The sequence below is a fragment of the Pseudomonas sp. GCEP-101 genome, assembly GCF_025133575.1.
In the GTDB taxonomy this organism is placed as follows: domain Bacteria; phylum Pseudomonadota; class Gammaproteobacteria; order Pseudomonadales; family Pseudomonadaceae; genus Pseudomonas; species Pseudomonas nitroreducens_B.
This window is the reverse complement of record NZ_CP104011.1, coordinates 3313012-3330711: the sequence shown is the minus strand read 5'-3', so window position 1 is coordinate 3330711 and position 17700 is coordinate 3313012. Positions and strand designations below refer to the sequence as shown.

Sequence of the window (17700 nt, the reverse complement as noted above, 5' to 3'; positions counted from 1 at the left end):
GTGAGAAGTCATACAGCGCCGTTTTTCTGTACGTTTGTGTCAATCTTGCGACATGCCCACCCTTGGCTGCCCGCCCCCCGCTTTTCAAGCGGTCAGGCGGCACTCTACACTGTACCGGTACAGTTGCCGGTGGGTCTGTCCGGGGCAATCCCGGTCCTGAAGCCTTTGGCAACCAGGACTACAAAAACGAAAACACAAGAAGAGTGGAGCACTATGAAAAAGGGTACTCAGCGTCTTTCCCAGCTGTTCACCGCCATGGCTCTGGCCGGCGTTGCCAGTTTCTCCATGGCCGCCGACACCATCAAGATCGCTCTGGCCGGCCCGGTGACCGGCGCAGTCGCCCAGTATGGGGAGATGCAGTTCATTGGCGCGAAAATGGCCATTGAGCAGATCAACAAGGCCGGCGGCGTCGACGGCAAGCAACTCGAAGGCGTGGTCTACGACGACGCGTGCGACCCGAAACAAGCCGTGGCCGTTGCCAACAAGATCGTCAACGATGGCGTCAAGTTCGTCGTTGGCCACCTGTGCTCCAGCTCCACTCAACCGGCTTCGGACATCTACGAAGACGAAGGCGTGATGATGATCACCGCCGCGTCCACCAGCCCGGACATCACCTCCCGCGGCTACAAGCTGATCTTCCGCACCATCGGCCTGGACAGCCTGCAGGGCCCGACCGCCGGCAAGTTCATCGCCGAGCACATCAAGCCCAAGACCGTGGCCGTGATCCACGACAAGCAGCAGTACGGCGAAGGCATCGCCACTGCCGTGAAGAAGACCCTGGAAGACGCTGGCATCAAGGTCGCCCTGTTCGAAGGCATCAACGCCGGCGACAAGGACTTCTCCGCGATGATCGCCAAGCTCAAGCAAGCCAAGGTCGACTTCGTCTACTACGGCGGCTACCACCCGGAGCTGGGCCTGATCCTGCGCCAGGCTGCCGAGAAGGGCCTGAAAGTCGGCTTCATGGGCCCCGAAGGCGTCGGCAACAAGGAAATCTCCGCCATCGCCGGCCCGGCTTCCGAAGGCCTCTACGTGACCCTGCCGAAGTCCTTCGACCAGGATCCGAAGAACCAGGCCCTGGTTGACGCCTTCAAGGCCAAGAACGAAGACCCGAGCGGTCCGTTCGTGTTCCCGGCCTACGCGGCCGTCCAGGTCATCGCCGAAGGCATCAAGAAAGCCGGCAGCGAAGACACCGACAAAGTGGCAGCGGCGCTGCGCGCCAACAACTTCGAGACCCCGACCGGTACCCTGGCCTTCGACGAGAAGGGCGACCTGAAGAACTTCAACTTCGTGATCTACCAGTGGCACAAGGACGGCACCAAGACCGAAGCCAAGTAAGCCACCCGCCGACACACAAAGCCCACTGCAGCCGCAGTGGGCTTTGTTTATCCGAGTATTCCGGGGGTCCGTCGCGCCACAAGCGCCGCTTCACGCGACGCCCGAGGAGTTAGGTAATGCCTGAGCTCTATCACTACCTGCAACAGCTGATCAACGGCCTCACCGTCGGCAGCACCTATGCCCTGATCGCCATCGGCTACACCATGGTCTACGGCATCATCGGCATGATCAACTTCGCCCATGGCGAGGTGTACATGATTGGCTCGTACGTAGCCTTCATCGTGATCACGGGGCTGGCGATGATGGGAATCGTGAGTCTTCCTGTCGTCATCATCTGCACCTTCGCCGCGGCGATCATCGTCACCAGCGCCTACGGCTACAGCATCGAACGCATCGCCTATCGTCCCCTGCGTGGAAGCAACCGACTGATCCCGCTGATCTCCGCGATCGGCATGTCGATCTTCCTGCAGAACGAAGTCCTGCTCGCCCAGGATTCCAAGGACAAGGCCATCCCCAACCTGCTGCCGGGCAACTTCATCATCGGCGCGGACGAGATGACCGGCGTGACCATTTCGTACATGCAGGTGCTGATCTTCATCATCACCCTGCTGACCATGTACGGCCTGTCCATGTTCATCTCCCGCTCTCGCCTGGGCCGCGCCTGCCGCGCCTGCGCCGAGGACCTGAAGATGGCCAACCTGCTGGGCATCAACACCAACAACATCATCGCCCTGACCTTCGTCATCGGCGCCACCCTGGCCGCCGTGGCCGCGGTGCTGCTGGGCCTGCAGTATGGCGTGATCAACCCGCACATCGGCTTCCTCGCCGGCATCAAGGCGTTCACCGCCGCGGTGCTGGGCGGCATCGGCAGCATTCCGGGCGCCATGCTCGGCGGGCTGGTGCTGGGCGTCGCCGAAGCCTTTGGCGCCGACGTGTTCGGTGACCAGTACAAGGACGTGGTGGCCTTCACCCTGCTGGTGCTCGTGCTGCTCTTCCGCCCCACTGGCCTGCTCGGTCGCCCGGAGGTGGAGAAGGTATGAGCCAGAAACTCAAGACCGCATTCTTCAGCGCCCTGCTGGTGATGGCCGTCGCCTATCCGGTGCTGGGCGTGAAGCTCAGCGTGATCGGCATCGGCCTGCAACTGGAGAACGTCAGCCCCGCGCGCCTGTGGACCATCGCCGCCTGCGCCGTGCTGATGTTCGTCTGGCAACTGGTGCGTGATCGCTTCGCCTTCGGCGGCAGCGTGAAACAGGCGCTGTCGCACCCGCACACCAGGCTGGCCGAACGCCTGACGCACGCCTCCGTGCAACGCAAGATCATCATGGTGCTGATCCTCATCGCCCTCGCCTGGCCGTTCTTCGGCTCGCGCGGTGCGGTGGACATCGCCACCCTGATCCTGATCTACGTGCTGCTGGGCCTTGGCCTGAACATCGTGGTGGGCCTGGCGGGCCTGCTCGACCTGGGCTACGTCGGCTTCTACGCCGTGGGCGCCTACAGCTACGCGCTGCTGTCGCACTACTACGGCCTGGGCTTCTGGGTATGCCTGCCGATCGCCGGCCTGATGGCCGCGTTCTTCGGCTTCATCCTCGGCTTCCCGGTGCTCCGATTGCGCGGTGACTACCTCGCCATCGTGACCCTGGGCTTTGGCGAGATCATCCGCATCCTGCTGCGCAACATGACCTGGCTCACCGGCGGCCCCAACGGCATCAGCAACATCGAGAAGCCGACCCTGTTCGGCCTCACCTTCGAGCGCCGCGCCCCCGAGGGCATGCAGACCTTCCACGAGTTCTTCGGCATCGCCTACAACTCGAACTACAAGGTCGTGTTCCTCTACCTGGTCGCGCTGCTGCTGGTGCTGCTGGTGCTGTTCGTGATCAACCGCCTGCTGCGCATGCCCCTGGGCCGTGCCTGGGAAGCCCTGCGCGAAGACGAGATTGCCTGCCGCGCGCTGGGCCTGAACCCGACGCTGATCAAGCTCTCGGCCTTCACCCTTGGCGCCTGCTTCGCCGGTTTCGCCGGCAGCTTCTTCGCCGCGCGCCAGGGCCTGGTTACGCCGGAGTCGTTCACCTTCATCGAATCGGCCATCATCCTCGCCATCGTGGTGCTGGGTGGCATGGGTTCCCAGCTCGGCGTCATCCTGGCCGCCGTGGTGATGATCCTGCTGCCCGAACTGATGCGTGAGTTCAGCGAGTACCGCATGCTGATGTTCGGCGCCCTCATGGTGCTGATGATGATCTGGCGTCCGCAGGGCCTTCTGCCCATGCAGCGCCCGCACCTGGAGTTGCGCAAATGAGCCGACCGATTCTTGAAGTATCCGGCCTCACCATGCGCTTCGGCGGGCTGCTGGCCGTCAACAACGTGGCCCTGAAGGTCGAAGAGAAACAGGTGATCTCGATGATCGGCCCCAACGGCGCCGGCAAGACCACCGTGTTCAACTGCCTGACCGGCTTCTACGCCCCCACCGGTGGCGAGATCCTGCTGCGCGGCGAGCCCATCCAGGGCCTGCCGGGCCACAAGATCGCCCACAAGGGCGTAGTGCGGACCTTCCAGAACGTGCGCCTGTTCAAGGAGATGACCGCGGTGGAGAACCTGCTGGTGGCGCAACACCGGCACATCAACACCAACTTCCTTGCCGGCCTGCTCAAGACCCCGGCCTTCCGCCGCGCGGAAGCCGAGGCCCTGGACTACGCCGCGCACTGGCTGGAAATCGTCAACCTCAAGGACATCGCCAACCGCCCGGCGGGCACCCTCGCCTACGGCCAGCAGCGTCGCCTGGAGATCGCCCGCTGCATGATGACCCGCCCGCAGCTGCTGATGCTGGACGAGCCGGCGGCCGGCCTGAACCCGCGGGAAACCGAGGACCTCAAGGCGCTGATCGCCATGCTGCGCTCCGAACACGGCGTCACCGTCCTGCTCATCGAGCACGACATGAAGCTGGTGATGAGCATTTCCGACCATATCTACGTGATCAACCAGGGCACGCCCCTGGCCGACGGCACCCCGGAAGAGATCCGCGGCAACCCGGATGTGATCAAAGCCTATCTGGGGGAGGCCTGAGTCATGCTGAAGTTCGACAAGGTTTCCACCTTCTACGGCAAGATCCAGGCGCTGCACGACGTCAGCATGGAAGTCCAGCAGGGTGAGATCGTCACCCTGATCGGCGCCAACGGCGCCGGCAAGTCGACCCTGCTGATGACCCTCTGCGGCTCGCCGCGTGCCGCCTCCGGCAGCATCACCTACATGGGCGAAGAGCTGGTCGGCAAGGAATCCTCGGTGATCATGCGCAAGAGCATCGCCGTCGTGCCGGAAGGCCGTCGCGTGTTCGCCCGCCTGACCGTGGAGGAGAACCTCGCCATGGGCGGCTTCTTCACCAGCAAGGGTGACTACCAGGAGCAGATGGACAAGGTCCTGGCGCTCTTCCCGCGCCTGAAGGAGCGCTTCAACCAGCGCGGCGGCACCATGTCCGGCGGCGAACAGCAGATGCTCGCCATCGGCCGTGCGCTGATGAGCAAGCCCAAGCTGCTGCTGCTCGACGAGCCGTCGCTGGGCCTGGCGCCGATCATCATCCAGCAGATCTTCGACATCGTCGAACAGCTGCGCCAGGAAGGCGTGACCGTGTTCCTCGTCGAGCAGAACGCCAACCAGGCGCTCAAGCTCGCCGACCGCGGCTACGTGCTGGAGAACGGGCGCATCGTCATGCAGGACACCGGCGCCAACCTGCTGGTGAACCCCAAGGTGCGCGACGCGTACCTGGGCGGCTGATCCGTCGCGGCGATGAAAACGGCCCTTCGGGGCCGTTTTTTTTGCCTTGCCAAGCCCTGCTTTTCGTAGGAGCGAGCTTGCTCGCGAACGGTTTTCCCTGCAGCACCATCGTCGGGACGGTTCGCGAGCAAGCTCGCTCCTACAGACGTTCCTGCGATTCTCCCCGCTGCAGCCCACCCAAGAAAAACGCCGCCCCAGGGGGCGGCGTTTTCGTTGCCAGGCGGATCAGGTCCCGTAACTCAGCACCTGCGCACGCTGGCGCAACTGGGACACCACATCGTCCTCCATGCGGCCCTCGGAGATCAGCAGGTCGCGGCGAATGGTCTGCACCGCCTCCTCGCTCTGCTCATGGTCGGCCAGGTGCTGGCCTTCGATGACACGCCGCAGAACCACGTCTCCATCATCGTTGGTGAGGGTCAGGATACGGCCGCCGTCGGGGCGTGCCGGGCCCAGCGAGGAAACGTAGGGAGCGAAGGTCTCGGTCAGCAGGGCGCTCAGCCGGTCCATGTCGTATCTCCTTGTTGCGAAATGAAAAACATGCAGAAGAAGACCGCACGTTCGGCGATAAAGTTCGCCGGTTTCAGTACCGTTGGTCATGACGACATGTGTCACGGCATCACGCGCAGGCATGAAAAAGCCCGCCAGGTGGCGGGCTTTTTCGAACGGCGATCCGCAGTTTAGAGCGGCTTGCCACGGTTGCCATGGGCGCTGACGAAGGCCTGGACCTTGGCCAGTTCATTCGCCAGGACGGTGCAACGTTCTTCGCGCTGGAACAGGTCGGCGAGGTGCGCCGGCAGGGCCGGAACCGCCTCGATACCGGCCTTCTCCACGGCCTCGGGGAACTTGACCGGGTGCGCGGTACCCAGGGTGACCATGGGGACGGACAGGCTGCGGCGGCACTCGCGCGCGGCGCGCACGCCGATGGCGGTGTGCGGGTCCAGCAGCTCGCCGGACTCGGCGAAGACCTGGGCGATGGTTTCGCAGGTCTCTTCGTCGCTCACGGCCAGGGAGTCGAACAGGCGGCGTGCTTCGGTCCAGCGATCATCCTCGACGGCCAGCTTGCCGGTGGCCTTGAAGTTGTCCATCAGCTCGGCGACGGCCTTGCCGTTGCGGCCGTGCAGGTCGAACAGCAGGCGCTCGAAGTTGGACGACACCATGATGTCCATGGACGGCGACAGAGACGCGTGCAGGGTGTCCTTGTCGTAGCGGTTGCCGGACATGAAACGGTGCAGGATGTCGTTGCGGTTGGTGGCGACGATCAGCTGGCTGACCGGCAGGCCCATGTTGCGCGCCAGGTAGCCGGCGAAGATATCGCCGAAGTTACCGGTGGGCACCGAGAACGCAACGGAACGGGCCGGCGCACCGAGCTGCAGGGCGGCGTGGAAGTAGTAGACGATCTGGGCCATGATCCGCGCCCAGTTGATCGAGTTCACCGCCACCAGACGGGTGCCCTTGAGGAAGCCCTGGTCGGCGAAGCTGGCCTTGACCATTTCCTGGCAGTCGTCGAAGTTGCCTTCGATGGCGATGTTGTGGATGTTCTCGCCGAGGATGGTGGTCATCTGCCGGCGCTGCACCTCGGACACACGGTTGTGCGGGTGCATGATGAAGATATCGACGTTCTCGCAGGCCTTGCAGCCTTCGATGGCGGCCGAGCCGGTGTCGCCGGAGGTGGCGCCCATGATCACCACGCGCTCGCCGCGCTTGGTCAGCACGTGATCGAGCAGGCGGCCGAGCAGCTGCAGGGCGAAGTCCTTGAAGGCCAGGGTCGGGCCGTGGAACAGCTCCAGCACCCACTCGTTGCCGTTGAGCTGGCGCAGCGGCGCCACGGCATTGTGGGCGAAGACGCCGTAGGTTTCTTCGAGGATCTTCTTGAAGTCGGCGTCGGAAATGCTGCCGGCCACGAACGGACGCATCACGCGGAAGGCCAACTCGTGGTACGGCAGGCCAGCCCAGGAGGCGATCTCTTCGACGGTGAAGCGCGGCAGGTTTTCCGGCACGTAGAGGCCGCCGTCGCTGGCCAGGCCAGCCAGCAGCACGTCTTCGAAGTTCAGCGCGGGCGCCTGGCCGCGGGTACTGATGTAACGCATAGATCAAACCTTCGGTTTGAGCCCCAAGCTTCAAGCCTCAAGCTGCAAGCAGTGCTTCTGCTTGCGGCTTGCAGCCTGCGGCTTGCAGCTCCGAGTTAATTGAGCTGTTCGACGCGGATGCGTACGACATTGCCGACGACGTCATCCAGCGCTTCCAGCGCGGCGATGGCTTCGATGATGCGGGACTCGAGCACGCGGTGGGTAACCAGGATCATCGGCACCAGACCGTCATGCTCTTCAACTTCCATCTGCATGATCGATTCGATGTTGATGCCGCGCTCGGAGAGGATGGTCGCCACCTGGGCCAGTACGCCCGGATGGTCCTTGGCCTGGATGCGCAGGTAGTAGGCGCTTTCGCAGGCGTCGATCGGCAGGATCGGGTGGTCGGAGAGCGAGTCCGGCTGGAAGGCCAGGTGCGGCACGCGGTTCTCCGGGTCGGCGGTCATGGCGCGAACCACATCCACCAGGTCGGCGACCACCGAGGAAGCGGTGGGCTCCATGCCGGCGCCAGCGCCGTAGAACAGCGTGGAACCCGCGGCGTCGCCATTGACCATGACGGCGTTCATCACGCCGTTGACGTTGGCGATCAGGCGGTCGGCCGGGATCAGGGTCGGGTGCACGCGCAGCTCGATACCCTTGTCGGTACGGCGGGCGACGCCCAGGTGCTTGATGCGGTAGCCCAGGGCCTCGGCGTAGTTCACGTCGGCGGTGGTCAGCTGGGTGATGCCTTCGGTGTAGGCCTTGTCGAACTGCAGCGGGATGCCAAAGGCGATGGATGCCAGGATGGTCAGCTTGTGCGCGGCGTCGATGCCTTCGACGTCGAAGGTGGGATCGGCCTCGGCGTAGCCCAGCGCCTGGGCTTCCTTGAGCACGTCGGCGAAGGCACGGCCCTTCTCGCGCATTTCGGTGAGGATGAAGTTGCCGGTGCCGTTGATGATGCCGGCCAGCCAGTTGATGCGGTTGGCGGCCAGGCCCTCGCGGATCGCCTTGATCACCGGGATGCCACCGGCCACGGCGGCTTCGAAGGCGACGATGACGCCCTTCTCGCGGGCCTTGGCGAAGATCTCGTTGCCGTGCACGGCGATCAGCGCCTTGTTCGCGGTGACCACGTGCTTGCCGTTCTCGATGGCCTTGAGCACCAGCTCATGGGCCAGGGTGTAGCCGCCGATCAGCTCGATGACCACGTCGATTTCCGGGTTGTTCGCCACGTCGAAGATGTCGGCAGTAATGGGGGTACTGCCGGTATCACACTTCGGATTGGGGCGACGGGCGGCAATCTGCGCAACCTCGATACCACGCCCGGCACGGCGGGCAATCTCCTCGGCGTTGCGTTTGAGTACATTGAAGGTACCGCCACCGACGGTCCCCAACCCACAGATTCCCACTTTCACCGGATTCACGCTGAAACTCCCCATGATTACAGCATCGGGGCGCCTGACGCACCGACGCCCGCCAGGAGGCGGGCGCGGCGGCAGACACCAAATCGGAACAGGCGGACTGCCTGTTCCCTAGTCAAAAGGAACCGAACATTACGAAGCGGTTCCGCATTAGTCAATCGGGGCGCAAGCCGCGACTTACTTGGCTTCCAGGGCCAGCTTGGCGATCTGGCCGGCCGGCTGGTAGCCCGGCAGCATGGTGCCGTCGGCGAGGATGATCGCCGGGGTGCCCTGCACACCGACCATCTGGCCCAGGGCGAACTGCGCGTCCACCGGGTTCTCGCACTTGGCGGCCTTCACTTCCTTCTCCTGGAACATGTCGCTCATGGCTGCCTGGCGGTCCTTGGAGCACCACACGGCCTGCAGTTGCTGGTCGCCCGGCGAGTTCGGGCCCTGGCGCGGGAAGGCCAGGTAGCGCACTTCGATGCCGCGCTTCTGCAGTTCCGGCACTTCAGCGTGCAGCTTCTGGCAGTAGGGGCAGGTGGTGTCGGTGAAGACAGTGATGTGCGCCTTGGTTTCGCCCTTGGCCGGGAACACCACCATGTCCTTCGCGGCGATGGCGTTGACGGTCTTGGCGACGCCCGCGCTCTCGGCCTTCTCGGTCAGGTTGGTCGGCTTGCCGTCCTTCACCTGATAGATGTTGCCCTGCACGACGAACTGGCCGTCGGCGCTGGCATAGAGGATACGACCGCCCTTGAGCTGCACCTGGTAGATGCCATCCAGGGGACCCTTGGAGATGTTCTCGATGGGCAGGTCGGGCTGCAGGGACTGCAGGGTGGTGCGGATCGCCTGGTCCGGCTCGGCGGCCAGGGCGAGGGTGCTGACGAGGCCAAGGGCCGCGCCAGCCAGAAGTCGGGACAAACGCATGGAAAACTCCTGATGTCGGTCGGCGAAGACTACCACACCGGTGCGGCAAGACCGAGCCAAAGGCTGTAGCCGGAAGCTTCGGCGGCGCTAGCGGTTAAGACCCTGGTCGCAAAGATCGAACAAGGTGTAGACATCCCTGTCGCGATAACCTGCCCACGCTCTACCCCGGCCCGGCCATCCTTGGCCGGTCGTTCGCGGGGCAACGCATGCCTTGCCAGAGCCCCGCTCACCCGCGGGGATGGTGCTGGGCGTGGAGGTCCTGCAGCCGCGCGCGGGCGATGTGCGTGTAGATCTGCGTGGTGGAGAGGTCGCTGTGGCCCAACAGCATCTGTACCACGCGCAAGTCGGCGCCGTGATTGAGCAGATGAGTGGCAAAGGCATGGCGCAAGGTGTGCGGCGAGAGACTCTTGCCGATACCGGCCACCTTGGCGTGCAGCTTGATGCGGTGCCAGAAGGTCTGGCGGGTCATCTGCTCGCCGCGCAGGCTGGGGAACAGCACGTCGCTGGGCCGCCCCGCCAGCAGGTCGCCGCGCGCCTCGCGCACGTAGCGCTCGATCCAGCGGATCGCCTCCTCGCCCAGCGGCACCAGGCGTTCCTTGCTGCCCTTGCCCAGCACGCGCACCACGCCCTGACGCAGATTGACCTGCTCCAGCGTCAACCCGACCAGCTCGCTCACGCGCAACCCGCAGGCATAGAGGACTTCCAGCATGGTGCGGTCGCGCAGGCCGAGCGGATCGTCCGTTTCCGGCGCCGCCAGCAGGGCTTCCACATCCGCTTCCGACAACGATTTGGGCAACGGCTTACCCAGTTGCGGCAACTCGACCAGCAGGGTCGGATCCTCGGCGATCAGCCCCTCGCGCATACAGTAACGGTAGAAGCCGCGCAGGCCGGAAAGAAACCGCGCCGTGGAGCGCGCCTTGTAGCCCTCGCCCAGGCGCCAGGCCAGGTGATCGAGGATCACGTCGCGCCCGGCGGACTCCAGCGCAACGCCCCGTTCGCCCAGCCAGCCATTGAACAGGGCGAGGTCGCTGCCATAGGCACTGCGGGTGTTGTCGGACAGCCCTTTCTCCAGCCAGAGAGCATCGAGAAAGCGATCGATCAGGATATGGGGAACCGGGGTCATTTCAGGCCAGAGCGAAGGAAATTACGGCGCGGGTAGTCTTTCATATCCTTCATCTTCCTCTCCACTCTCACGCAGGACCTCGCCGCTCCATGGATGAACACAGCACTTACTACGCCCTCGCCGGCATCGGCGCCGCTTCCCTCGCCAGCCAGTGGCTGGCCTGGCGCCTGCGCCTGCCGGCGATCCTGTTCCTGCTGCTGAGCGGCATCCTGGTCGGGCCCGTCCTGCACCTGCTGAACCCGGAAGCGCTGTTCGGTCCCCTGCTATTCCCCCTGGTGTCGCTGGCGGTGGCGCTGGTGCTGTTCGAGGGCAGCCTGACCCTGCACCTGGACGAATGGAAGGAAATCGGCACGGTAGTGCGCCGCATGGTCACCCTCGGCGCCCTGCTCACCTGGGGCGTCATCGCCCTGGCGACCCACTACCTGCTGGACTTCACCTGGGAAATGGCCCTGCTGTTCGGCACCCTCACCCTGGTCACCGGCCCCACGGTGATAGTGCCGATGCTGCGGGTGGTGCGCCCGAACGCCACCATCGCCAACATCCTGCGTTGGGAAGGCATCGTCATCGACCCCATCGGCGCTCTGCTCGCGGTGGTGGTCTACACCTTCATCGCCGCCAGCGACAGCGGCTCGGGCTGGACCGACAGCCTGCTGACCTTCTTCAGCGTGATCGGCACCGGCATCATCGCCGGCCTGCTCGGCGGCCAGGCACTGGGCGTGGCGCTGCGCCGCCATTGGCTGCCGGACTACCTGCACAACCTGGCCTCGCTCTCCGTGGTGCTGGGCCTGTTCGTGCTGTCCAACACGCTGATGTCCGAATCGGGCCTGCTGGCGGTGACCGTCATGGGCCTGCGCCTGGCCAACATGCAGGGCGTCGACGTACGGCAGATCCTGCACTTCAAGGAAAACTTAAGCGTCCTGCTGATCTCCGGCCTCTTCGTGCTGCTCGCGGCGCGCCTGGACCTCTCCGCCCTGCTCGGGCTGGGGCCGATCGCCCTGCTGGTGCTGGCACTCATCCAGTTCGTCGCCCGTCCGCTGGCCGTGCTGGTTTCCACCGCCGGCTCCTCGCTCGACTGGCGCGAACGCGCTCTGCTGAGCTGGATAGCCCCGCGCGGCATCGTCGCCGCAGCCGTCTCGGCGATCTTCGCGATTCGCCTGCAGGAGGCCGGCCACGCCCAGGCCGGCGTCCTGGTGCCGCTGACCTTCCTGGTGATCATCGGCACGGTGATCCTGCAAAGCGCCACGGCGCGCCCGCTTGCCCGGCTGCTGAAGGTCGCCGAGCCGGTACCCACCGGGTTCCTCATCATCGGCGCCAACCCCGTGGCCCGCGCCATCGGTACCGGGCTGCAGAATGCCGGGGTGAAGGTGCTGCTCACCGACTCCAGTTGGGAGAACACCCGCGCGGCGCGCATGGAGCACCTGCCGACCTACTTCGGCAATCCCGCCTCGCAGCACGCGGAGGCCCATCTGGACCTGATCGGCCTCGGCCATCTCCTGGCGCTCTCACCCAACGCCGAACTCAACGCCCTGATGTGCATGAGCTTCCGCCACGAGTTCAGCCCGCGCCATCGCTTCATCCTGCCTACCAGCCAGGACAGCCGGCGCAGCGAAAAGCATCGGGTCAGCGACCGCCACCGCGGCCACCCGCTGGGCCAGAGCCTCGTCACCTACCCGCAGATGGCCGGGCTGATCGCCCGCGGCGCGGAGGTCCGCTCCACCCTGCTCACCGACAGTTTTGGCTGGGCGGAATACCAGGCGCAGCACGGCCAGCGCGCCCTGCTGCTGTTCGCTCGTGATCCGAACGGGCGCCTGCACATCGCCAGCCCCGACCATCCGCTCTCCCCGGCCAGTGGCTGGACGGTGATTGCGCTGATCGAGGACGCATCGGAACCCGCTGCCAGCAGGAGCGAGACGGCGCAGGCCCTGACAACCTGACGACCGGCCATGTCAGCCTATCTTTAGGCTGGTGACAGAAAGTGTCTGACAGACAATGATTGCAACACGCCATCATAGCGCCCACGAAGCCCACGCCATGCCCAGTCAACAGAACTCCCGCCTCGGTCAGATCCTCGTCAGCAAGGGCCTGATCACCTCACAGCAGCTGGATAAGGCCATCCAGCTCCAGCTCACCAACGGATTGCGCCTGGGCGAAACCCTGATCCAGCAGGGCTGGATCAGCGAGCGGCAACTCGGCCGCGCGCTGAAGAAGCAGAACAACCTGCGTCTGGCGGCGACCCTGGTCGCCGCCCTGCTCAGCCCGTTCCAGCTGGCCAGCGCCGATGTGCAGCGCCAGGCGCCGTCCAGCATCACCCGCCATGAAGCCCCCAAGGGCCTCAAGCCGCTGAGCGACCGCGAGATGAGCGACGTCAGCGCACAAGGCTTCGACGACACCCTGCAAAGCCTGCTGGTCAGCGCCGAAAGCGGCGATGGCGTCGGTGCCATCAAACAGCTGTCGCGCCTGGTGATGCCGGTGGTCGATAGCCTCGATGCGGAAACCTCCCTGCACGACGTGCAGTACGACACCGCGCACGCCTCCTCGTCGCTGAACCCGGACGGCTCGATCAACGTGCGCCTGCCCAGCTCCATCGGCGAGGTGCGCTTCGACAACATCCGCGTCGCCGGCGCGCCAAAGACCCAGAGCATGGGCAGCCTGAGCCTGCAGAACATCGACCTGTCGCAAGCCTCGCTGAAGATCAGCCTGCGGCACTGAAAGGTCGGCGGGCTTTCTGCAGGAGCGAGCTTGCTCGCGAACCAGGTTTGCCGGTCACATCAATGTCAGGCGGCTCGCGAGCAAGCGCGCTCCTGCCAGTACGGATCAGCGAAGGCGCCCACGGGCGCCTTCTTTCGTTTCAGTCCTCGAAGCCAGGCAGGACAGGCACCGGGCGCTTCTCATCGTCGATGGCGACGAAACTGAACAGCCCGTGGATGGCCTTCTCGCGGCCGTCGACGGACATGCTCTCGACGAACACCTCCACCTCGACCTTGAGGCTGGTGTTGCCGACCTTCACCACCCGGCCGATCAGCTCGACGATGGAGCCGGCGGGAATCGGGTGCTTGAAATCGATGCGGTCGGTGGACACGGTCACCAGCGGCAGGCGGCAGAAGCGCGTCGCGGCGATGAACGAGACCTCGTCCATCCAGGCCAGCGCAGTGCCGCCGAACAGCGTGTTGTGGTGGTTGGTGGTGGGCGGGAAGATCGCCTTGGTCACGCGGGTTTCGGACAGCTCCGTACGACGGAGGATTTCCTGTTCTCTGGGGCTCATGCCACTGCTACCTGATGCAATGAGGGTGGCTGCCGGTGCTGCGGGATGTTGTGTTTCTAATGCGCTGCCGGGGGCAGATGGGGTATTCACTGAGAGAGCGAAAAACACACGGGCAAGAAAAAAGCAGCCCGGGGGCTGCTTTTTTCAGGACGAACCGGCGACTTAGGCCAGTTTTTCCTTGATACGAGCTGCCTTGCCGGACAGTTCGCGGAGGTAGTACAGCTTGGCCTTGCGCACGTCGCCGCGACGCTTGACGCTGATGCTGTCAACCAGCGGGCTGTAGGTCTGGAAGGTACGCTCTACGCCTACGCCGTTGGAGATCTTGCGAACGGTGAAAGCACTGTTCAGGCCGCGGTTACGCTTGCCGATGACAACGCCTTCGAAGGCCTGCAGACGCTGACGGTCGCCTTCCTTCACTTTAACCTGGACGATTACGGTGTCGCCGGGGGCGAACGCCGGAATCTCTTTGCTCATCTGTTCAGCTTCGATCTGCTGAATGATCTTGTTGGTCATTTCGTGCTCCTAAGACAAGCGCTCGGCGCTCGCCATCGATACGTTAACTATCGTCCCGCTGGCGGATGTATTCCTCCAGCAGCTTCTTCTCTTCTCCAGAAAGCGAGCGGCAATCCAGAAGATCGGCACGTCGTTCCCAGGTCCTGCCTAAGGACTGCTGCAAACGCCAGCGCCGGATGTGTTCGTGGTTGCCGCTGAGCAGCACCTCAGGAACACGTTTGTCTGCGTACACCTCAGGTCGGGTGTAGTGCGGACAGTCGAGCAGGCCATCCGTGAAGGAGTCCTCCTCGGCGGAGTCCACGTGGCCCAGTGCACCGGGCAACAACCGCGTGACCGCGTCAATCAGCACCATGGCCGGAAGCTCACCCCCGGACAGGACATAATCGCCAACTGACCATTCCTCATCGACATGCTCTTCAATGAAGCGCTCGTCGATGCCTTCGTAACGCCCGGCGATCAGGATCAGTCGTTCCTCGTTCGCCAGTTCTTTCACGGCCGCCTGCGTCAGCTTGCGACCTTGCGGCGACAGGTAGATCACCTTCGCCGGTCCGCCTGCGGCTTGCCGGGCATCGCCCAGTGCGCCTTCGAGCGGCTTGATTTTCATCACCATGCCGGGACCACCGCCGAAAGGCCGGTCGTCCACCGTCTGGTGACGGTCCTCGGTGTTGCTTCGCGGGTTGAAGCACTGAAGCTGAATCAGCTCCTGCTTGACCGCGCGACTCGTGATGCCGTAGTCGCTGATGGCGCGAAACATCTCCGGAAAGATGCTGATGACCCCTATCCACATTGGCTGAAGGCTCTCATCCACAGGGATTAGAAATCCGCGTCCCAGTCCACCCGAATCTCACCGGCTTCCAGGTCCACCGCTTGTACGCACTGATCCGTATACGGGAGCAGGCGTTCACGGTCGTCCAGGCTGCCTGCGCAGGGCTTGACCACCATCACATCGTTGGCGCCGGTCTCCAGCATGTGGTCGAGAATCCCGAACAGTTGCCCGTTCTGGTCGATCACCTTGAGACCTTCCAACTGGCTCCAGTAGAACTCACCATCGTCCAGTACCGGCAGCTCGCTGCGCGGGACCAGGATTTCGAATTCTGCGAAGGTGCGGGCGATCTCGCGATCATCCAGTCCCTTCAGCTTCGCGACCAGGACATTGCCCTGCACGCGACCTTGGACCAGTTCAGCCTGTCGAACCTCGTTGCCACGCTTGAGCGTCCAGCGACGGTAATCCAGCAGGTTGTCCAACGGATCGGTAAAGGAATACACCTTCACCTCACCACGAATGCCGTGCACCGATACGATCTTGCCGAGAACGATCATCTCCTCGGCGGGAGCAGGCATCGTGTTCATCGATCTCAGGCAGCCTTGGCGGCTTCCTTGATCAGCTGAGCAACACGCTCAGACGGTTGAGCGCCTTGGCTCAGCCAGTAGTTCAGACGCTCCTGGTTGACCGACAGCTTGACTTCGGCGCCAGTGGCGACAGGGTTGAAGAAGCCGACGCGCTCGACGAAACGGCCGTCACGAGCGTTGCGGCTGTTGGTCACGGTCAGGTGATAGAACGGGCGCTTCTTGGAGCCGCCACGAGCCAGACGAATGGTTACCATGCGTACGTTGTTCCTATGGTTTGCTTGCAAAAAAGAAATGCAGCCCTCGGGCACATAGCCCGAAAGGCCGCATATTCTATGAGCTAAAGCCCCGCGCCGCAAGCCGCAGCGCGCTCGGCCCGCCGGGCGGCGAGCCGTCTGGGGTCACATCTTGGGCATGCCGCCGGGGAACATGCTGCCCATGCCGCGCATCATCTTGGCCATGCCACCCTTGGCGGTGACCTTCTTCATCATCTTCTGCATCTGCTTGTGCTGCTTGATGAGGCGACCGACGTCCTGCACCTGGGTCCCCGAGCCCATGGCGATGCGGCGCTTGCGCGAACCGCTGATCACTTCCGGATCGCGGCGCTCGGCGGGGGTCATGGAGTTGATGATCGCCTCCATCTGCTTGAACTGCTTCTCCGCCGCGTTCTGCGCGTTGCCCATCTGCGACAGGTTGACGCCGCCGAGCATCGGCAGCTTGTCCATCAGGCTGCCCAGGCCGCCCATGTTCTTCATCTGTTGCAGCTGATCGCGGAAGTCTTCCAGGTCGAAGCCCTTGCCCTTCTTGATCTTCTTCGCGAGCTTCTCGGCCTTCTCGCGGTCCATGTTCTGCTCGGCCTGCTCGATCAGGCTGAGCACGTCGCCCATGCCGAGGATGCGCGAGGCCACGCGGTCGGGGTGGAACGGATCGAGCGCTTCGCTCTTCTCGCCCATGCCCAGGAACTTGATCGGCTTGCCGGTGATGGCGCGCACGGAGAGCGCCGCACCGCCACGGGCGTCGCCGTCGACCTTGGTCAGCACCACGCCGGTCAGCGGCAGCGCATCATTGAAGGCCTTGGCGGTGTTGGCGGCGTCCTGGCCGGTCATGGCATCGACCACGAACAGGGTTTCCACCGGCTTGATCGCCGCGTGGACCTGCTTGATCTCATCCATCATGTCGGCATCGATGTGCAGACGACCGGCGGTATCGACGATCACCACGTCGATGAACTTCAGCTTGGCTTCGCGGATGGCCGCTTCGGCGATGGCCACCGGCTTCTGGCTGATGTCGGACGGGAAGAAGGTCACGCCGATATCGCTGGCCAGGGTTTCCAGCTGCTTGATCGCCGCCGGGCGATAGACGTCGGCGGACACCACCAGCACGGACTTCTTCTTGCGCTCTTTGAGGAAGCGCGCCAGCTTGCCGGCGGTGGTGGTCTTGCCCGCGCCCTGCAGGCCGGCCATGAGGATCACGGCCGGGGGAGCGGCGTTGAGGTCGAGGTCCTCGTTGGCCGCGCCCATCAGCTCGACCAGTTCGGCCTGGACGATCTTCACGAAGGCCTGGCCCGGGGTCAGGCTCTTGGAAACCTCGGTGCCGACCGCGCGATCCTTGATCTTGGCGACGAAGTCCTTGACCACCGGCAGGGCCACGTCGGCCTCCAGCAGGGCCATCCGCACTTCGCGGAGCGTGTCCTTGATGTTGTCCTCGGTCAGCTTGGCCTTGCCGGTGACGTGGCGCAGCGTTTGCGAGAGGCGATCTGTAAGGTTTTCGAACATGCGCGTTCCTAATCAGGCCCGGTCGGACCAGGGTTTGGCTTGTCAGCAAGCCGCCGATTATAACCAAGTGCGGCCAGCGCCAACACCGCCGATGATCCCGATGTGACGGACCGCGTCGCAGGCCAGAAGCGAACTGTTCGCAACGGCTTTCTCGGCGCGGGCGATCTGTGCCAAACTCACGACCTTTCGGGTC

Annotated in this window: 19 protein-coding genes; 8 read left to right on the top strand and 11 right to left on the bottom strand. The window is 64.1% G+C overall.

Features of this window, described 5'->3' with window-relative positions; genetic code table 11:
- Positions 1-213 precede the first annotated feature (213 nt).
- The 5 genes from N0B71_RS15235 (at position 214) to N0B71_RS15215 (ending at position 5097) form a co-directional block, all read left to right on the top strand.
- Positions 214-1335 carry a branched-chain amino acid ABC transporter substrate-binding protein gene (locus N0B71_RS15235; RefSeq protein ID WP_259753394.1) on the top strand — a complete coding sequence of 374 codons (1122 nt, stop codon included), beginning with the start codon at positions 214-216 and terminating at the stop codon, positions 1333-1335.
- Between the two features lie 116 nt (positions 1336-1451).
- Positions 1452-2375 (top strand): high-affinity branched-chain amino acid ABC transporter permease LivH, encoded by a 924-nt coding sequence (gene livH, locus N0B71_RS15230; protein WP_017522222.1) that lies wholly within the window; start codon positions 1452-1454, stop codon positions 2373-2375.
- Complete coding sequence (locus N0B71_RS15225; RefSeq protein WP_017522223.1) at positions 2372-3628, top strand: high-affinity branched-chain amino acid ABC transporter permease LivM; 1257 nt, start codon at positions 2372-2374, stop codon at positions 3626-3628. The genes livH and N0B71_RS15225 overlap by 4 nt, the downstream gene beginning before the upstream one ends.
- Positions 3625-4392, top strand: a complete 768-nt coding sequence (gene livG / locus N0B71_RS15220; protein WP_259753393.1) for a high-affinity branched-chain amino acid ABC transporter ATP-binding protein LivG — start codon at positions 3625-3627, stop codon at positions 4390-4392. Before N0B71_RS15225 ends, livG begins: the two co-directional genes overlap by 4 nt.
- Positions 4393-4395: 3 nt before the next feature.
- A complete protein-coding gene (locus N0B71_RS15215) occupies positions 4396-5097 on the top strand; it encodes an ABC transporter ATP-binding protein (RefSeq protein WP_017522225.1) in 702 nt (233 codons plus the stop codon).
- Between the two features lie 225 nt (positions 5098-5322).
- Here the strand turns inward: N0B71_RS15215 and N0B71_RS15210 are convergent, their stop codons facing one another.
- Entirely contained in the window at positions 5323-5604 is a 282-nt protein-coding gene (locus N0B71_RS15210; RefSeq protein WP_192430666.1) for a DUF3509 domain-containing protein, read from the bottom strand.
- A gap of 30 nt (positions 5605-5634) precedes the next feature.
- Here N0B71_RS15210 and N0B71_RS15205 point away from each other — a divergent pair, with 30 nt between their 5' ends.
- Positions 5635-5778, top strand: a complete 144-nt coding sequence (locus N0B71_RS15205; protein WP_259753392.1) for a hypothetical protein — start codon at positions 5635-5637, stop codon at positions 5776-5778.
- On the opposite strand, the gene thrC is transcribed toward N0B71_RS15205, so the two are convergent.
- The 4 genes from thrC to xerD form a co-directional block, all read right to left on the bottom strand.
- Positions 5775-7184 (bottom strand): threonine synthase, encoded by a 1410-nt coding sequence (gene thrC / locus N0B71_RS15200; protein ID WP_259753391.1) that lies wholly within the window; start codon positions 7182-7184, stop codon positions 5775-5777. The genes N0B71_RS15205 and thrC overlap by 4 nt on opposite strands.
- A 95-nt stretch (positions 7185-7279) precedes the next feature.
- Positions 7280-8584, bottom strand: coding sequence for a homoserine dehydrogenase (locus N0B71_RS15195; RefSeq protein ID WP_259753390.1), 1305 nt, complete (start codon positions 8582-8584; stop codon positions 7280-7282).
- Positions 8585-8758: 174 nt separating this feature from the next.
- The gene (locus N0B71_RS15190) at positions 8759-9487 is read right to left on the bottom strand and encodes a thioredoxin fold domain-containing protein (RefSeq protein ID WP_259753389.1); all 729 of its coding nucleotides are present in this window, start codon (positions 9485-9487) and stop codon (positions 8759-8761) included.
- Positions 9488-9713: 226 nt separating this feature from the next.
- Positions 9714-10610, bottom strand: coding sequence for a site-specific tyrosine recombinase XerD (xerD, locus tag N0B71_RS15185; protein WP_259753388.1), 897 nt, complete (start codon positions 10608-10610; stop codon positions 9714-9716).
- A gap of 89 nt (positions 10611-10699) precedes the next feature.
- Between xerD and N0B71_RS15180 the strand changes: the two genes are divergently transcribed.
- Together N0B71_RS15180 and N0B71_RS15175 are read left to right on the top strand one after the other, a co-directional pair.
- Positions 10700-12544: a cation:proton antiporter gene (locus N0B71_RS15180; protein WP_259753387.1), complete on the top strand. Its 1845-nt coding sequence runs from the start codon at positions 10700-10702 to the stop codon at positions 12542-12544.
- A 97-nt stretch (positions 12545-12641) separates the two neighbouring features.
- Positions 12642-13319: a hypothetical protein gene (locus tag N0B71_RS15175; protein WP_259753386.1), complete on the top strand. Its 678-nt coding sequence runs from the start codon at positions 12642-12644 to the stop codon at positions 13317-13319.
- A gap of 139 nt (positions 13320-13458) precedes the next feature.
- Here N0B71_RS15175 and N0B71_RS15170 read toward each other — a convergent pair whose 3' ends face one another.
- The 6 genes from N0B71_RS15170 to ffh all read right to left on the bottom strand — a co-directional run bounded on the left by N0B71_RS15170 (position 13459) and on the right by ffh (position 17507).
- Positions 13459-13872, bottom strand: a complete 414-nt coding sequence (locus tag N0B71_RS15170; protein WP_259753385.1) for an acyl-CoA thioesterase — start codon at positions 13870-13872, stop codon at positions 13459-13461.
- Positions 13873-14034: 162 nt separating this feature from the next.
- The gene (rplS, locus tag N0B71_RS15165; RefSeq protein ID WP_017522234.1) at positions 14035-14385 is read right to left on the bottom strand and encodes a 50S ribosomal protein L19; all 351 of its coding nucleotides are present in this window, start codon (positions 14383-14385) and stop codon (positions 14035-14037) included.
- Positions 14386-14428: 43 nt separating this feature from the next.
- On the bottom strand, positions 14429-15172 hold the full coding sequence (gene trmD, locus N0B71_RS15160) for a tRNA (guanosine(37)-N1)-methyltransferase TrmD (protein WP_205337068.1): 744 nt from the start codon (positions 15170-15172) through the stop codon (positions 14429-14431).
- 26 nt (positions 15173-15198) lie between these two features.
- A complete protein-coding gene (rimM, locus tag N0B71_RS15155) occupies positions 15199-15726 on the bottom strand; it encodes a ribosome maturation factor RimM (RefSeq protein ID WP_259759573.1) in 528 nt (175 codons plus the stop codon).
- Positions 15727-15740: 14 nt separating this feature from the next.
- Positions 15741-15989 (bottom strand): 30S ribosomal protein S16, encoded by a 249-nt coding sequence (gene rpsP, locus N0B71_RS15150; RefSeq protein WP_024766882.1) that lies wholly within the window; start codon positions 15987-15989, stop codon positions 15741-15743.
- Positions 15990-16133: 144 nt separating this feature from the next.
- Positions 16134-17507: a signal recognition particle protein gene (gene ffh / locus N0B71_RS15145; RefSeq protein ID WP_259753383.1), complete on the bottom strand. Its 1374-nt coding sequence runs from the start codon at positions 17505-17507 to the stop codon at positions 16134-16136.
- Between the last annotated feature and the right edge of the window lie 193 nt (positions 17508-17700).

What these genes read in the sequence shown, in the direction of transcription:
- N0B71_RS15235 (WP_259753394.1), top strand. Translation starts at nt 214, where the DNA reads ATGAAAAAGGGTACTCAGCGTCTTTCCCAGCTGTTCACCGCCATGGCT.
- livH (WP_017522222.1), top strand. Translation starts at nt 1,452, where the DNA reads ATGCCTGAGCTCTATCACTACCTGCAACAGCTGATCAACGGCCTCACC.
- N0B71_RS15225 (WP_017522223.1), top strand. Translation starts at nt 2,372, where the DNA reads ATGAGCCAGAAACTCAAGACCGCATTCTTCAGCGCCCTGCTGGTGATG.
- livG (WP_259753393.1), top strand. Translation starts at nt 3,625, where the DNA reads ATGAGCCGACCGATTCTTGAAGTATCCGGCCTCACCATGCGCTTCGGC.
- N0B71_RS15215 (WP_017522225.1), top strand. Translation starts at nt 4,396, where the DNA reads ATGCTGAAGTTCGACAAGGTTTCCACCTTCTACGGCAAGATCCAGGCG.
- N0B71_RS15210 (WP_192430666.1), bottom strand. Translation starts at nt 5,604, where the DNA reads ATGGACCGGCTGAGCGCCCTGCTGACCGAGACCTTCGCTCCCTACGTT.
- N0B71_RS15205 (WP_259753392.1), top strand. Translation starts at nt 5,635, where the DNA reads ATGCAGAAGAAGACCGCACGTTCGGCGATAAAGTTCGCCGGTTTCAGT.
- thrC (WP_259753391.1), bottom strand. Translation starts at nt 7,184, where the DNA reads ATGCGTTACATCAGTACCCGCGGCCAGGCGCCCGCGCTGAACTTCGAA.
- N0B71_RS15190 (WP_259753389.1), bottom strand. Translation starts at nt 9,487, where the DNA reads ATGCGTTTGTCCCGACTTCTGGCTGGCGCGGCCCTTGGCCTCGTCAGC.
- xerD (WP_259753388.1), bottom strand. Translation starts at nt 10,610, where the DNA reads ATGACCCCGGTTCCCCATATCCTGATCGATCGCTTTCTCGATGCTCTC.
- N0B71_RS15180 (WP_259753387.1), top strand. Translation starts at nt 10,700, where the DNA reads ATGGATGAACACAGCACTTACTACGCCCTCGCCGGCATCGGCGCCGCT.
- N0B71_RS15175 (WP_259753386.1), top strand. Translation starts at nt 12,642, where the DNA reads ATGCCCAGTCAACAGAACTCCCGCCTCGGTCAGATCCTCGTCAGCAAG.
- N0B71_RS15170 (WP_259753385.1), bottom strand. Translation starts at nt 13,872, where the DNA reads ATGAGCCCCAGAGAACAGGAAATCCTCCGTCGTACGGAGCTGTCCGAA.
- rplS (WP_017522234.1), bottom strand. Translation starts at nt 14,385, where the DNA reads ATGACCAACAAGATCATTCAGCAGATCGAAGCTGAACAGATGAGCAAA.
- trmD (WP_205337068.1), bottom strand. Translation starts at nt 15,172, where the DNA reads ATGTGGATAGGGGTCATCAGCATCTTTCCGGAGATGTTTCGCGCCATC.
- rimM (WP_259759573.1), bottom strand. Translation starts at nt 15,726, where the DNA reads ATGCCTGCTCCCGCCGAGGAGATGATCGTTCTCGGCAAGATCGTATCG.
- rpsP (WP_024766882.1), bottom strand. Translation starts at nt 15,989, where the DNA reads ATGGTAACCATTCGTCTGGCTCGTGGCGGCTCCAAGAAGCGCCCGTTC.
- ffh (WP_259753383.1), bottom strand. Translation starts at nt 17,507, where the DNA reads ATGTTCGAAAACCTTACAGATCGCCTCTCGCAAACGCTGCGCCACGTC.